Origin of the sequence: Pseudomonas laurentiana (genome assembly GCF_014648275.1) — a bacterium.
Classification (GTDB): domain Bacteria; phylum Pseudomonadota; class Gammaproteobacteria; order Pseudomonadales; family Pseudomonadaceae; genus Aquipseudomonas; species Aquipseudomonas laurentiana.
On sequence record NZ_BMQU01000006.1, the window covers coordinates 125,658 to 141,105 of the forward strand.

Below are 15,448 nucleotides of genomic sequence, written 5' to 3' on the forward strand. Positions count from 1 at the left end.
CAGCCGCTGATCGACGATCAGCGGCTGTCGATCAGGTGCTCAAGCACGGAACTGCCCCAGGCTGGCCTTGAGTTGAGCCGCCAGATCGTCCAGCACCTTGCTGCTGGCCGTCGTTTGCTGAACCACCCTGGCAGCGCGCTCAGCCTGCTCATGAATGGTTTCTACCCGCCCACGTACCGCCTGCGCACCCTTGGCCTGCTCCTCAGCCGCACGGGTCGCCATACCGATGGCGGCATGCACCTGCTCGACCGATGCTTGTACGGCCTGCTGCACCCGCGCATTGTCACGCAGCACCAGCAACCCCTCGCTGGCTTGACGCCCTGCTTGGCTGATCGCTGCAACCGCCTCCCGCGCGCCCTGCTGCAAGGCGCCGATATGCGCCTGAATATCACCCGTCGAGCTCTGGGTCTTGCTGGCCAGCGCACGCACCTCATCTGCGACCACGGCAAAGCCCCGACCGGTTTCACCGGCACGCGCCGCCTCAATGGCCGCATTAAGTGCAAGCAGGTTGGTCTGCTCGGCAATGCCATGAATCACCGTCAATACCACCTCGATCTGCTCGCTCTGCTCGGCCAGCCGTTCGATCACTTTCGAGCCAGTCTGCACCTGCCCGGCCAGGGCCTCGATCAGGCCCGCCACTTGCGCCGAAGTCCGACTGCCTTCATCCGTGGCCTGGCGAATATCCACAACCTGCTGCAGGGCAGACTGCATTACCTGGCTTTCGTTCTGCGCCTCATCAGCCATTGTCGACAAGGCTCGGAGGCTTTCAGCCACTTCATCGCGCTGCAATTCGGCTGCTGCATCGGCACCGGCATTGTGTTGGGCCATGACACCGATTTCGATGCCAGTACGCTGCGCCACTTCACCCGCTTCGCGAACAATCGGCTGCAACTTGTCGACAAAGCGATTGACCGCCGTCGCCATGTCACCAATTTCATCGCGACTATCAATCGGCACACGCTTGGTCAGGTCGCCTTCGCCAGCAGCCAGGTCGTTGAGCGCAGCAATGAGCAGGCGCAACTTGTTGACGACCCGATGCCCCAGTACCACCGCCACAACCAAGAGCACACCAAAACCGACCAACGCCAGCCCCAGACCGATATTCCAACGCAGCGTCGCAGCCGCTTCCTGAACGCTCTGCGCGGTATTCGCCTGCATGCCGGCGGCACTGGCCTGAGCTGCCTCCAATCGCGCACGCAGCGCTTTGGTGCTGTCGGCTGCCGCGCCCATCAGGCTCTCGCCCACCAACTGGTCACCACTGGCGATCAACGCCGCGAAGCGCTGGTCCAAGGCCTGAAGCTGCTGTTCAACCGCTGCCGTGGAAACCCCCATGAGCACCTTGCCGATCTCGACACCGTTAGGGTTGATCGGCGCCTCGACGAAGTACACCGACGAATCATGGCGCGCAGCATTGACCACTTTGTCCAATGCCCGCTCACCCTCACCCTTTTCCAGCAAGGCCTGATTGATCGGGTTCTGCCGGTTCAAGTAACGGGTAAGGTGCTGGCCCTGAGCATCGTCGTACACCACAAAGAGCACATTGGGATTACGCTGGGCACGTCGCGAGAACTCGGACAAGGTCGGCACATCGTTATCCCACATCGCCCTTGGCGCCACGGAGGCCAGCAACTCGGCCATGTCATTGGCCGAGTCCTTGAGGTTTTTCTCCAGACTGGCACGTAGCTGCGCCTGCTCGCTTTGCAGGCGAGCCGACAGCCCGGCAGTCAGACGCTGACGGGTGCTGGCCGAGAGACTATCCAGACCGGCGCTGACCTCCTGTTCTGCACGCTCCAATTCCGCCGACAATTTCTGACTGTCGACACCCAAACGATTACCCAAATCCGCTTCAAGCGTGGTCACCGTGCTCCGGGTAAGCGCTACCGCTACCAGCACTTGCACCAAAAGAGCGATACCAAGGGCAACAAAGACAGGCCGCAATAGGCGGCTTCGTAACAGTGAGAGAACGGCTGACACGAAAGAACCCTCTACTTTCTGGCGCCATTAAAATGATGGCTCACCTTGAGCAGTTCTTACAGCAAGGCTCGTGCCGTAAAGACACAGAAACAACAAAGGCCCCTGAATAGGGGCCTTTGTGTTTACCGCAAACGTGTATCAGGCAAACGGATGACGCAGCACGATGGTCTCGTTGCGGTCCGGGCCGGTGGAGATGATGTCGATCGGCGCGCCGACCAGCTCTTCCACACGCTTGATGTAGGCACGGGCATTGGCCGGCAGTTCTTCCAGGGTCTTGGCACCCAGGGTCGACTCGCTCCAGCCCGGCATTTCTTCGTAGACCGGCTCCAGGCCGATGTAGCTGTCGGCATCGGTCGGGGCATCGATAACGGCACCGTTCTCGTTCTTGTAGCCAACGCAGATACGGATGGTTTCCAGACCGTCGAGGACGTCCAGCTTGGTCAGGCACAGGCCGGAGATGCTGTTGATCTCGATAGCGCGACGCAGGATCACGGCATCGAACCAGCCACAACGGCGGGCACGGCCTGTGGTCGCACCGAACTCATGGCCACGCTTGGCCAGGAAAGCACCTACGTCGTCGAACAGTTCGGTCGGGAACGGACCGGAGCCAACGCGAGTGGTGTAGGCCTTGGTGATACCCAGGATGTAGTCCAGGTACATAGGGCCAAAACCGGAACCGGTGGCGATACCGCCAGCAGTGGTGTTCGAGCTGGTGACATACGGGTAGGTACCGTGGTCGATATCCAGCAGCGAACCCTGGGCACCTTCGAACATGATGTCCTTGCCGTCACGACGCAGTGCGTGCAGTTCGGCAGTGACGTCGAGCATCATCGGCTTCAGCTCTTCTGCAAAGGCCATGCACTCGTCCAGGGTCTTCTGGAAGTCGATCGCAGGCTCTTTGTAGTAATTGGCCAGCACAAAGTTGTGGTAGTCCAGCAGTTCGCCGAGCTTGGCAGCGAAACGCTCACGGTGGAACAGGTCACCGATACGCAGGCCGCGACGCGCAACCTTGTCTTCGTAGGCCGGGCCGATACCACGACCGGTGGTGCCGATCTTCAGCTCGCCACGGGCCTTTTCACGGGCCTGGTCCAGCGCTACGTGGTAGGACAGGATCAGCGGGCAGGATGGGCTGATGCGCAGGCGCTCACGCACCGGTACGCCTTTCTCTTCCAGCTTGGTGATTTCACGCAGCAGGGCGTCTGGTGCAACTACCACACCGTTGCCGATCAGGCACTGCACGCCTTCGCGCAGCACGCCCGATGGAATCAGGTGCAGCACGGTCTTCTCGCCGTCGATCACCAAGGTGTGACCGGCGTTGTGACCGCCTTGGTAGCGCACTACGGCGGCAGCATGTTCGGTCAGCAGATCGACGATCTTGCCTTTGCCCTCATCACCCCACTGGGTGCCCAGGACTACGACATTCTTACCCATAACACTTGTCCTCATTCGCGCAAACTTGGCGCCGGGCATCGCCGGCGGGAAAACTCAAATGGCCAGTGGCAGAACCTGCCAAAGCCCGTTTTGCTGAATCAATTGCCGATCACAATCTGCCTCGCGGGCGGCGGACAACGGTTGCCCAGGCAATGCCTGAACCACACGCTGGCCCTCGCTGCGCAGCTGGCAGACCTGTTGCCAAAGCGCGGTATCGCTGCTGTCGGGCATCCAGATCCCGCCAGACGGCAACACGACTTCAGCTCGCCCCAGTGTGACCAGGGTCTTCAAATCCGTAGAGAAACCGGTGGCCGGGCGCGCACGACCGAAATCCGCACCGATGTCGTCGTAGCGACCGCCCTGAGCGATCGACTGACCGACACCTGGGACGAACACCGCGAACACCACGCCGGTGTGGTAGTGATAACCACGCAGCTCACCCAGGTCGAAATACAGCGGCAGGTCTGGATAACGTGCAGAGAGACGCTCGGCAATTGCCAACAGATCGTCCAGCGCAGCCAGGACTGCTGCCGGCGCACGACCCAGGCGCACCCGCGCCGCCTCCAGCACCTCTCGCCCACCGCACAGCTCGGTCAGGGCACGCAGCATACCGCCCAGCTCTGCCGGGAGATTGGCCGTGAGTGCTTCAACTTCGTCGACGGCCTTGCGCTGCAGGGCGTCGAACAACTGCTGTTCAACCGCTCCGGACAACCCGGCGGCACGCGCCAGGCCGCGGTAGATACCGACATGCCCAAGGTCCATGTGGACATCCGCCACGTCGGCCAACTGCAGCGTCGCGAGCATCAGGCTGATTACTTCGACGTCGCTGACCGGACTCGCATCGCCATACAACTCGGCACCGAGCTGAATCGGGCTGCGCGAAGTCGAAAGGGCCCGAGGCTGCGCGTGCAACACGCTGCCGGCATAGCACAGGCGGCTAGGGCCTTCACGACGCAGGGTATGCGCATCGATGCGCGCTACCTGTGGCGTGATGTCGGCACGGAAGCCCATCTGCCGACCGGATTGCGGGTCGACGACCTTGAAGGTACGCAGGTCCAGGTCCTGGCCGGCACCGGTAAGCAGCGATTCCAGGTACTCGATATGAGGGGTTACGACAAACTCGTAGCCCCAGCTCTGGAACAGATCCAACACCTGACGACGCGCGATTTCGATGCGCGCCGCTTCCGGTGGCAGTACTTCTTCGATGCCATCTGGCAGCAGCCAGCGGTCTACCGTTGCCATTACGCCATTCCCCTTGGGTCCCGACGGCCTGTCCGCAGGCCCGCCTTGAGTGAAGCAGGTATCGCCTGACGCCGCCTGTACAGGCGCTTCAAGCCGGGGCGATACCCTCGAAAACCTTGCTGCCCTGCCGATCAAACATGCAGACGCAAAAAAGCCGGGAATTTCCCGGCTGCCGCATCATACACCCGTTTTCGCGCAGGATCACCCCGCCAGAGGTATTAGCCGCCCGGCGGGGTACATCATCAAGGCTTGGTCTTGCCCATGAAGCGGAAGAAATCGCTGCTTGGGTCGAGTACCAGCACATCGCTCTTGTTCGCGAAGCTCTCACGGTAGGCCCTGAGACTACGGTAGAACGCGTAGAACTCCTGGTCCTGGCCATAGGCCTTGGCATAGATGGACGCTGCCTGAGCATCGCCATCACCACGCACCTCTTCCGACTCGCGATAGGCTTCAGCCAGCAGAACGCGGCGCTGACGGTCAGCATCGGCACGAATACCTTCAGCCAACTCGTTACCCTTGGCGCGGTGCTCACGGGCTTCACGCTCACGCTCAGTGCTCATACGCTCGAACACGCTGCGGTTCACTTCCTTCGGCAAGTCGATGGCCTTGACCCGGACATCGACCACTTCGATACCCAGCTCTTTGTTGGCCATGCGGTTCAGCGAAGCGGTGATGTCTGCCATCAAGGCGTCACGCTCACCCGATACCACTTCATGCAGGGTACGCTTGCCGAACTGGTCGCGCAGGCCGCTTTCCAGACGACGCGACAGACGCTCGTCAGCGATCTGCTTCAGGCCAGAGGTCGCGGTGTAGAAGCGCTCTGCATCCTTGACCCGCCATTTGGCGTAGGCATCGACCATCACGGCTTTCTTCTCCAGCGTCAGGAAACGCTGGGTCGGAGCATCGAGGGTCATCAGGCGAGCATCGAACCTGCGCACCTGGTTAACGTACGGTACCTTCACATGCAGGCCAGGTTGTACGTCGGTTTTCACCACACGACCGAATTGCAGCAATACGGCGCGCTCGGTCTGGGCAACGATGTAGAAGCTGTTCCAGGCCACGATCGCCAGCACTACGCCAACGATCAGGGCGATCAGCGATTTATTGCTCATCAGCGGCTCTCCCTAGAACGCGACTCACGTTGCTGCTGTTGCAGATCAGCGGCAGCACGGTTGGCTGCTTCGTTGACCGAAACCGGCGCGCTGCTGACAGGCGCGCTAGTGCGCGTGTTGTCGATCATCTTGTCCAGCGGCAGGTAGAGCAGGTTGCTCTGGCCGTCTTTGCCGGAGACCAGCACCTTGCTGGTGTTGCTATAGACTTCCTGCATGGTTTCCAGGTACAGACGCTGACGGGTCACTTCAGGCGCCTTGCGGTACTCGGCCACCAGCTTGGTAAAGCGGTCCGCCTCACCCTTGGCACGGGAAACCACTTCGTCGCGATAACCGTTGGCATCCTCGATGATCCGCTGCGCCTGACCGCGAGCTTCCGGCACCACGCCGTTGGCGTAGGTTTCAGCCTGGTTACGGGCACGCTGCTCGTCTTCACGAGCACGAATCACGTCATCAAAGGCTTCCTGCACTTCACGCGGGGCTGCCGCGCTCTGCACGTTCACCTGGGTAACGGTGATACCGGTACGGTAGGTGTCGAGGAAACGCTGCAGGCGATCCTTGATCTCGACCGCCATCTGCTCACGACCTTCGGTCAGCACCTGGTCCATCGCGGTAGAACCCACCACGTGGCGCAAGGCGCTGTCGGTCGCGTGCTGCAGGCTGACTTCAGGCTGATCGACGTTCAGCACGAAGTCCTGCAGGTTGGTGATCTTGTACTGCACGGTCAACGGTACTTCGACGATGTTCTCGTCTTCCGTCAGCATTTGCCCCTGCTTGGTATAGGCACGCTCGCGAGTGACGTTTTCCATGTACTTGCGATCGATCGGCGGGAAGTAGATGTTCAGGCCCGCGCCAACCGTTTCGTAGTATTTGCCAAAGCGCAGGACGACTGCCTGTTCCTGCTCGTCAACCACATAGACGGCACTGTAAAGCCAGATAGCCGCCAAGACGGCAAGGCCGACACCCAGCAGGCCAAAACCACCGCCCTTGCTGGTGCCGCTGTCGCCGCCACGTTTCTTGCCACTGCCGAACATACCGTTCAGGCTGTCCTGCAGCTTGCGGAAGGCTTCGTCGAGATCCGGTGGCCCTTTCTTGTCGCCACCACGGCGTCCACCCCAAGGGTCCTGATTGTTCGAGTTGCCACCCGGCTCATTCCAAGCCATAGCGCTCTCCATCTGATAAAGCAAAGACGCGCTCACGGCGCGCCGTCCAATGCTACAGAATGCCTGTCACGGCTGCCTGACCGCTAGGCCTGGCATTTATTGCAAAGTGTGTTGCTCGATGAACTCCAGCGGCTTCATCCCTTCACGACTGACCAGTCGATTGAACTCGATTCGAGACAACCTGACCGCCAGCACGCTGTTGCCTTCCTCATCGTGTTCTTCGCTCTGCACCGCACCCAGCGCAAAAAACTGCGCACGCAATCGCGCATAGCGCTGCTCAAGGCGCAAAGTACCGATGAACAGGTCATCCCCCAGCAACTCGGCAATCGCTTGCCCGACCAGCTCCAGACCGCGCCCGTCACGTGCCGACACCCATACACGTTGCGGCTTGCCTTCCTCGTTGCGCTGAATCTGAGGCTCTACCCCTTCAAGCAGGTCGAGTTTGTTATACACCTCAAGTATCGGCAAGCCTTCGGCACCGATCTCACTGAGCACCGCCATGACCTGCTCGATCTGCGCCATGCGCTCCGGCTCATGGGCGTCGATCACATGCAACAGCAAGTCAGAGTTGCTCGACTCTTCGAGCGTAGCTCGAAAAGCCTCAACCAGCTTGTGCGGCAGGTGACGAATGAAACCCACGGTATCGGCAAGCACAATCGGCCCGACATCGTCGAGCTCAAGGCGGCGCAGGGTTGGGTCGAGGGTGGCGAACAGCTGGTCGGCTGCATACACCTCGGAGGCGGTCAGGGCATTGAAGAGGGTCGACTTGCCGGCGTTGGTATACCCCACCAGCGAGACAGACGGAATATCTGCACGCTTACGGCCGCGACGCGCCTGCTCACGCTGGCTGCGTACCTTTTCGAGGCGTGCCTTGATTTGCCGCAGACGTACTCGCAACAGGCGACGGTCGGTTTCCAGCTGGGTTTCACCCGGCCCTCGCAGGCCAATCCCGCCCTTTTGCCGCTCAAGGTGGGTCCAGCCGCGTACCAGACGCGTGCTCATGTGCTCAAGCTGAGCAAGCTCGACCTGAAGCTTGCCTTCGTGGGTACGTGCGCGCTGAGCGAAAATATCGAGAATCAACCCGGTACGGTCAAGCACGCGACACTCGAAAACACGTTCGAGGTTGCGCTCCTGACTGGGCGTAAGGGTGTGATTGAAAATCACCAGGTCCGCTTCTTCGGCTTTGACCAGGTCGCGCAATTCCTCGACCTTGCCAGTACCGATCAGGAATTTGGCAGAAGGCTGATGTCGCGTCACAGTGACGAACGCGACAATATCGGCACCCGCCGACACTGCCAGCTCCTGAAACTCCTGCGGGTCTTCGCGCGCCTCAGGGTCCTGACCTTCCAAGTGAACGAGGATCGCCCGCTCACCACCACCGTGGCGCTCAAAGAACAAAGCAGACTCCTATCAGGCGTTACCTGGCTCAGCGTCACCGTGTTCGGCATCAGCTGCGCTTGGCAGACGGATTGGACGCACTGGAACCACTGTCGAGATAGCGTGCTTGTAAACCATTTGGCTGACGGTGTTCTTCAGCAGAATCACGAATTGGTCAAACGATTCGATCGTGCCTTGCAGTTTGATGCCGTTGACCAGATAGATCGAGACCCCGACCTTCTCTTTTCTCAAAGTATTCAAGTAAGGGTCTTGTAGCGAATGCCCTTTTGACATGTGCCGCACTCCTGTAAGGATCAATAGTAAGAAAATTCAAAAAAAACTGATGGCTCAAGCCGCCCCACCCCCAAGGATAGACGGCAATTGCAAGGACTCAGCTCAATATGGAGACCGATCCCAGGTATTTCAAGGTGCGAGACAGATTGTCGCAAGCCAGGCTATCCAACCAGTGCAGATCAGCCCAACTACGCAACCAAGTAAACTGCCGCTTCGCCAACTGGCGAGTGGCAATAATGCCGCGCTCCTGCATTTCAACTGAAGTCAACTTGCCATCGAGATGATCCCAGACCTGGCGATAACCGACTGCTCGTATAGACGGCAATCCGGCATGCAAGTCACTTCTGGCCCGCAGCAATCGGACCTCTTCAACGAAGCCCTGTTCCAGCATTTGACCAAAGCGCAGCGCAATTCGCTCATGCAAAACCTGCCGGTCCTTCGGTGCTATCGCCAAACTGGCGACAGTATAGGGCAATTGCCCCTGTCCCGACGCGCCTAGTGCGCTACTTTGCGCAGATTGACGCTCACGATGGGCCGTCATGCTCAGGCCACTGACCCGATAGACCTCAAGGGCACGCATCAACCGTTGCGGGTCATTCGGATGGATACGTGCCGCCGAAACCGGATCAATGAGCGCCAGTTGATCGTGCAAGGCTTGCCATCCGAGGCGCTGGGCCTCGTCTTCGATTTCAGCGCGCACCTGCGGATCGGCAGGCGGCATATCGGCCAAGCCCTCGAGTAGCGCCTTGTAGTACAACATGGTCCCGCCCACCAGCAGCGGGATATTGCCCCGCGCAGTGATTTCGGCCATGGCTTGCAGGGCGTCGCGCCGGAAGTCGGCGGCAGAGTAGCTTTCGGCGGGGTCGAGAATGTCGATCAAGCGATGCGGGTGCGCCGCCAGAATATCCTTGGATGGCTTGGCCGTACCGATATCCATGCCGCGATAGACCAGCGCAGAATCGACACTGATCAGCTCGCAGGGCAATACCTTGGTCAACTCGATGGCCAGGTCGGTTTTACCCGCGGCAGTCGGGCCCATCAAAAAAATCGCCGGCGGTCTGGAACCAGGCATATCAACGACCACGCAAGAACAGTTTGTCCAGATCATCCAGACCCAGTTGGGTCCAGGTCGGACGACCATGGTTACATTGGCCGCTACGCTCCGTACTTTCCATGTCGCGCAGCAAGCCATTCATTTCTGCCACCGCCAGGCGGCGGTTGGCACGCACTGCGCCATGGCAGGCCATGGTACCCAGCAGTTCATTCAAGTGCGCCTGAATTCGGTCACTGGTGCCGTATTCCATCAGGTCGGCCAACACGTCCTGAACCAGGCGATTGGCTTCAGCCTGCTTGAGCAAGGCCGGAATTTGCCGGATCGCCAGGGTTTCCGGGCCCAGGCGTTGCAATTCAAAGCCCAGGCGCTGGAACCACTGGGCATGCTCTTCGGCACAATCTGCCTCACGCTGACTCAACGCCAGCGACTCTGGCACCAGCAGCGGTTGGCCGCTGAGCCCTTCACTGGCCATGGCAATCTTCAGGCGCTCATACATGATTCGCTCATGGGCCGCATGCATGTCCACCAGCACCAACCCCTGGGCGTTCTCGGCCAGGATATAGATGCCCTTGAGCTGGGCCAGGGCATAGCCCAGCGGCGGAATGTCGCCCTGGCTTTCCGGCAAGGCACTCGCTGCCGCGTCAGGTAGCGGGGCAAAGAACTCACGATAGACATTCTGTGTCTCAGCCGTTGGCATCGGCGAGGCAGGACGCGGGGTGTACTGATACCCATAACCGGCGCCCGAACCACTGCTTGCCGGGCGAGACGCCGGCTCGGCCGGAGGCTGCTCAAGCAGGTTGGCCGCCAGGCGCATCTCCCCTTGAGGGCCAAACTCACCTGCCGCCAGCCCACTCGGCCGAATCGCTTCGGGCACCGCTGCTGGTGCCGCTACCTGATCTTCCGGGCGAACATCGGCCAGCGCCCGGTGCAGGGTGCCATAGAGGAAGTCATGCACCATCCGGCCATCACGGAAGCGTACTTCGTGCTTGGTTGGGTGCACATTGACATCGACGCCCGTCGGGTCGACCTCGAAGAACAGCACAAAGGTCGGATGCCGACCGTTGAACAATACGTCGCGGTAGGCCTGGCGCACCGCATGGGCCACCAGTTTGTCGCGCACCGCCCGACCGTTGACGAAGAAATATTGCAAATCCGCCTGACTGCGGGAAAACGTCGGCAAGCCGACCCATCCCCACAGGTGCAAGCCATTACGCTCGATCTCGATCGGCAACGCCTGCTCAAGGAACGCCGGGCCGCAAACAGCGGCAACACGCCGTGCCCGCGCCACATCGTCATTGGCCTCATGCAGGCTCAGGAGGGTCTTGCCGTTGTGGCGCAAGTGAAAGGCCACGTCGAAACGTGCCAGTGCAAGGCGCTTGATGACTTCCTGCAGGTGGTCGAATTCGGTCTTTTCAGTCTTGAGGAACTTGCGTCGGGCCGGCGTGTTGAAAAACAGGTCGCGGACTTCCACCGACGTCCCCACCGGATGCGCTGCGGGCTGCACCCGAGGTGCCATGTCACGCCCCTCTGTCTCGACCTGCCAGGCCTGGTCGGCATCACGGGTGCGCGAGGTCAGGGTCAGACGCGCCACGGAGCTGATCGACGCCAGCGCCTCACCGCGAAAACCCAGGCTCATCACCCGCTCCAGGTCCTCGAGGTCGCGAATCTTGCTGGTAGCGTGGCGCGCCAGAGCCAGCGGCAGGTCATCGGCAGAGATACCACTACCGTCATCACGCACCCGCAACAGTTTGACGCCGCCCTGCTCCACTTCCACATCGATACGCCGGGCGCCGGAATCAAGGCTGTTCTCCAACAGTTCCTTGATCACCGAGGCGGGACGTTCAACAACTTCACCGGCCGCAATCTGGTTGGCCAGCCTCGGGCTAAGCAGCTCGATTCGAGCGCTGGTACTCATTGCTGGGCCGCCAGGGTGGCACCCGGAATATCCAGATTCTGACCTACCTTCAGCTCATCGGTCTTGAGGCTGTTGGCACTGCGCAGGGTCGCCACACTGACCTGATAACGCACGGCAATCATCGCCAGCGTCTCGCCCGGGCGCACCACATGTTCACGAGGTCCTTGGGCGATCTTGCCGCTGTCACGCAGCCAGGCAACATAGGTACCCGGTGGAGGGTTCTGCTGGAAGAACTGCCGCACGCCACTGTGGATAGAACGCGCCAGCGATTGCTGATGGCTAGGCGTTGCCAGCTTGGTCGCCTCGTTGGCGTTAGAGATAAACCCGGTTTCCACGAGGATCGATGGAATATCTGGCGATTTCAGCACCATGAAACCTGCCTGCTCAACCCGACGCTTGTGCAACGGGGTGATCCGGCCAATGTTACCCAGTACTTTTTGCCCAACGTTCAGACTGGAACTCAGCGAGGCGGTCATCGACAGGTCGAGCAGCACACCCGCCAGCATGCGGTCCTTGTCGTCCAGGCTGACGTTACCGGCACCACCAATCAGGTCGGAACGGTTCTCGCTGTCCGCCAGCCAGCGCGCGGTTTCCGAGGTAGCACCGCGATCGGACAAGGCAAACACCGAAGCACCAAAGGCCGCGGTGGAAGGTGCCGCGTCGGCATGGATCGAGATGAACAGGTCGGCGCCTTTCTTGCGGGCGATCTCGGTACGCTTACGCAACGGAATAAAGTAGTCGCCGGTACGGGTCAGCTCGGCGCGAAAGCCCTTCTCGGTATTGATCTGACGCTGCAGTTCCTTGGCGATCGCCAGGACAATGTCTTTCTCATGCTGACCACGCGAACCAGAGGCGCCCGGGTCTTCACCACCATGCCCCGCATCGATCGCGATGACGATATCGCGCTTGCCATTCGGCACCGGCGGCAACTTGATTGCAGGTTGCGCAGGGGTGACCGGCACCGCAGGCGCGGTCGCCGTTGTCGGCGGTGGCGCAGGCGTAGAGGGCGAGGTATCGGCCTCCTGATCGAACAGGTCCACCACCAGACGGTTACCGTACTGCTGATTCGGCGCCAGAATGAAACTTTTCGGGTTGACCGCCTTGCTCAGGTCGATCACCACACGCAGGTCTGTCGGTGTACGTTGCGCCGAACGCACACTGGTAATGGGGGTATTGGCAGTAGAAAGCGACAACGGCGCAGCCATCGTGGCACCGTTGATGTCGATCACCAGACGATCAGGCGCACTCAGCGTGAACACGCTGTGCTGCACGGGCCCCGACAGGTCGAACACCAGCCGGGTGTTGTCCGGAGCCCGCCACAAACGCACGCTTTTGACTTGAGTGATGGCCAAAGCGTCAACGGTCACGACCGTAAGCAATAGTCCTACGACGGCAACCAGTGCGCGAATGCGCATACCTATCCCCATTTTCTATTTGAATTCCAAGGCCAGAGCGACACACCAGGCTTCGCCGCGCGAGCCCTGCGGCAACAGGTTCAGCGAACGACCGCTCGCTTGGGGGCTTATGGTAATGGTCAGGTCAGGCTTTGGCAAAATACCCGCCCCCTTTTGGGGCCACTCCAACAGACACAAGGCATCCCCATCAAAATAGTCTCGAATCCCCATGTATTCGAGCTCTTCGGGATCAACCAGGCGATACAGGTCAAAGTGGAAGGCGCGCTTGTCACCTATCTCATAGGGTTCGACCAGGGTAAACGTCGGGCTTTTCACCGCACCACGATGCCCAAGCCCACGGATAATGCCGCGCGACAGGGTGGTCTTGCCCGCCCCGAGATCTCCTTCAAGAAAGATCACGCCGCGACCTTCAGTCACCTCGGCAATACGTGCGCCGAAATCGACCATGGCCTGCTCATCGGCCATAAACAGGGTTACACCTGACACGCTGAATGCTCCTCCAACAACTGACGAATCTCTGGAATCAGGTCACTGGCCGCCAGGCCACGCCCTTTCTCACCCTGCCGTTCTCCGGCACGGGCATGCAACCAAACGCCAAGACAGGCTGCCTGCCAGGGCGACATTCCCTGCGCCAGCAGTGCCCCCAGCACACCACTGAGCACATCGCCCAAGCCCGCTGTTGCCATGGCCGGATGCCCATGCTGACAGATGGCCAGATGGCCATCCGGGGACGCGACCAGGCTGCCCGCCCCCTTGAGGATGCACACCGCCGCATACTTACGCGCCAGCTTGCGTGCAGCACCCGCTCGATCCGCCTGCACCGCCTCGGTGGCGATCCCCAGCAAACGCGCTGCTTCACCCGGATGCGGCGTCAGGATGCTGTGGGCCGGAACCGCCAAGGGCGAGCGCGCCAACAAGTTCAACGCATCGGCATCCCACACCTGCGCAAGCTCTACCTCGACGAGGGCCGACAGCAGGCTGCGCCCCCATGCCGACTGCCCCAGGCCAGGCCCCACCACCAACACGGAGGCTCGCGACAGCGGTGCCATCAATTGGTTGGCAGACTGCACCCCCATGCTCATCACCTCAGGGAGCCGGGCCTGCGCTGCCGCCAGGTGCTCACCACGGGTCGCCAGCGAAACCAGCCCGGCGCCGCAGCGCAGGGCGGCCTCTGCCGCCAGAAACCCGGCACCGCCGGTGCCGCGATCTCCACCAATCACCAGAACATGACCGAACTGGCCCTTATGCGCATCGACAGGCCGCGCCGCCAGCAATGGCAGGCTATCGCCCTCAAGCATCAACAGGTCTTTTGCGATGTGTTTGGTATGCGGCATGCGTACTGGGCTCCGATGTCTGGCAGAATTATACGCACCTGAGTCCTGATTGCCTTGTTTAGCATGCCTGTTCCCGTCACTGATCTTCCCGCCCTGGCCCAATCCATCAAGGAATGGGGTCGCGAGCTTGGCTTTGCCCATGTCGGCATTGCCGGGGTGGCACTTGGCGAGCATGAAAAACACCTGGACCGCTGGCTTGAAGCCGGCTACCACGGCGAAATGGAGTACATGGGCGCACATGGCAGCAAACGCTCGCACCCTGAAGAGCTGGTACCCGGCACGCTACGGGTGGTGTCGCTGCGCATGGACTACCTGCCCGGCGACACCCACATGGCACAGCGCCTGGCACAACCCGAAAAAGCGTACATTTCTCGCTACGCGCTGGGCCGCGACTATCACAAACTGGTTCGCAAGCGCGTTCAGCAACTGGCAGAGCGCGTGCAGCAGGCCATTGGCCCCTTTGGCTTTCGTGCCTTTGTCGACAGCGCGCCGGTACTGGAGAAGGCCATCGCCGAGCAGGCCGGGCTCGGCTGGATCGGCAAAAACACCCTGCTCTTGAATCGCAAGGCTGGCAGCTATTTCTTCCTCGCCGAACTGTTCGTCGATATTCCACTGCCAGTCGACCCACCCCAGGCCAGCGAACATTGCGGTCGCTGCAGTGCCTGCCTGGACATCTGCCCGACCAAGGCCTTCGTCGGCCCCTATGTACTGGATGCCCGCCGCTGCATTTCCTACCTGACCATCGAGCTGAAGAACGCCATCCCCGAAGACCTGCGCCCACTCATCGGCAACCGGGTCTTCGGTTGCGACGACTGCCAGATTGTCTGCCCCTGGAACCGCTTTGCTCGCCACACCGAAGAGCGCGACTTCAAGCCTCGGCACAACCTGGACAATGCCGAATTGGCCGAACTGTTTCTCTGGGATGAAGAAACGTTCCTGGCCAACACCGAGGGCTCCCCGCTACGTCGGGCCGGCTATGAGCGCTGGTTGCGTAACCTCGCCGTGGGCTTGGGCAACGCCCCCTCGAGCATTCCCGTGCTCGAAGCCCTCAAGGCGCGGCGCGACTACCCTTCCGATCTGGTACGCGAACACGTCGAGTGGGCGTTAAAGCAGCATGCCGAGCGGTTGTCGCCCCTATAG

At 60.8% G+C, this 15,448-nt stretch carries 13 protein-coding genes; 1 reads left to right on the forward strand and 12 read right to left on the reverse strand.

Annotated features, from left to right (window positions below; genetic code table 11):
• Positions 1–39: 39 nt before the first annotated feature.
• The 12 genes from IE038_RS08390 to IE038_RS08445 form a co-directional block, all read right to left on the reverse strand.
• Positions 40–1,974 carry a methyl-accepting chemotaxis protein gene (locus IE038_RS08390; protein ID WP_163935984.1) on the reverse strand — a complete coding sequence of 645 codons (1,935 nt, stop codon included), beginning with the start codon at positions 1,972–1,974 and terminating at the stop codon, positions 40–42.
• A gap of 138 nt (positions 1,975–2,112) precedes the next feature.
• Entirely contained in the window at positions 2,113–3,405 is a 1,293-nt protein-coding gene (locus tag IE038_RS08395; protein WP_163935982.1) for an adenylosuccinate synthase, read from the reverse strand.
• 54 nt (positions 3,406–3,459) lie between these two features.
• On the reverse strand, positions 3,460–4,647 hold the full coding sequence (locus tag IE038_RS08400; RefSeq protein WP_163935980.1) for an ATP phosphoribosyltransferase regulatory subunit: 1,188 nt from the start codon (positions 4,645–4,647) through the stop codon (positions 3,460–3,462).
• Positions 4,648–4,889: 242 nt separating this feature from the next.
• Entirely contained in the window at positions 4,890–5,759 is an 870-nt protein-coding gene (hflC, locus tag IE038_RS08405; protein ID WP_163935977.1) for a protease modulator HflC, read from the reverse strand.
• The gene (hflK, locus tag IE038_RS08410; protein WP_189395454.1) at positions 5,759–6,919 is read right to left on the reverse strand and encodes an FtsH protease activity modulator HflK; all 1,161 of its coding nucleotides are present in this window, start codon (positions 6,917–6,919) and stop codon (positions 5,759–5,761) included. The genes hflC and hflK overlap by 1 nt, the downstream gene beginning before the upstream one ends.
• Before the next feature lie 96 nt (positions 6,920–7,015).
• The gene (gene hflX, locus IE038_RS08415; RefSeq protein WP_189395455.1) at positions 7,016–8,317 is read right to left on the reverse strand and encodes a ribosome rescue GTPase HflX; all 1,302 of its coding nucleotides are present in this window, start codon (positions 8,315–8,317) and stop codon (positions 7,016–7,018) included.
• Between the two features lie 12 nt (positions 8,318–8,329).
• Positions 8,330–8,590 (reverse strand): RNA chaperone Hfq, encoded by a 261-nt coding sequence (gene hfq, locus IE038_RS08420; protein WP_065758756.1) that lies wholly within the window; start codon positions 8,588–8,590, stop codon positions 8,330–8,332.
• 97 nt (positions 8,591–8,687) lie between these two features.
• On the reverse strand, positions 8,688–9,662 hold the full coding sequence (gene miaA / locus IE038_RS08425; protein ID WP_163936845.1) for a tRNA (adenosine(37)-N6)-dimethylallyltransferase MiaA: 975 nt from the start codon (positions 9,660–9,662) through the stop codon (positions 8,688–8,690).
• Position 9,663: 1 nt separating this feature from the next.
• On the reverse strand, positions 9,664–11,559 hold the full coding sequence (mutL, locus tag IE038_RS08430) for a DNA mismatch repair endonuclease MutL (RefSeq protein ID WP_189395456.1): 1,896 nt from the start codon (positions 11,557–11,559) through the stop codon (positions 9,664–9,666).
• Complete coding sequence (locus IE038_RS08435) at positions 11,556–12,986, reverse strand: N-acetylmuramoyl-L-alanine amidase (RefSeq protein ID WP_229775642.1); 1,431 nt, start codon at positions 12,984–12,986, stop codon at positions 11,556–11,558. The genes mutL and IE038_RS08435 overlap by 4 nt, the downstream gene beginning before the upstream one ends.
• Before the next feature lie 3 nt (positions 12,987–12,989).
• Entirely contained in the window at positions 12,990–13,460 is a 471-nt protein-coding gene (gene tsaE, locus IE038_RS08440) for a tRNA (adenosine(37)-N6)-threonylcarbamoyltransferase complex ATPase subunit type 1 TsaE (RefSeq protein ID WP_163936840.1), read from the reverse strand.
• Positions 13,448–14,308, reverse strand: coding sequence for an NAD(P)H-hydrate dehydratase (locus IE038_RS08445; RefSeq protein ID WP_189395457.1), 861 nt, complete (start codon positions 14,306–14,308; stop codon positions 13,448–13,450). The genes tsaE and IE038_RS08445 overlap by 13 nt, the downstream gene beginning before the upstream one ends.
• A gap of 63 nt (positions 14,309–14,371) precedes the next feature.
• Here IE038_RS08445 and queG point away from each other — a divergent pair, with 63 nt between their 5' ends.
• Complete coding sequence (gene queG / locus IE038_RS08450; RefSeq protein ID WP_189395458.1) at positions 14,372–15,448, forward strand: tRNA epoxyqueuosine(34) reductase QueG; 1,077 nt, start codon at positions 14,372–14,374, stop codon at positions 15,446–15,448.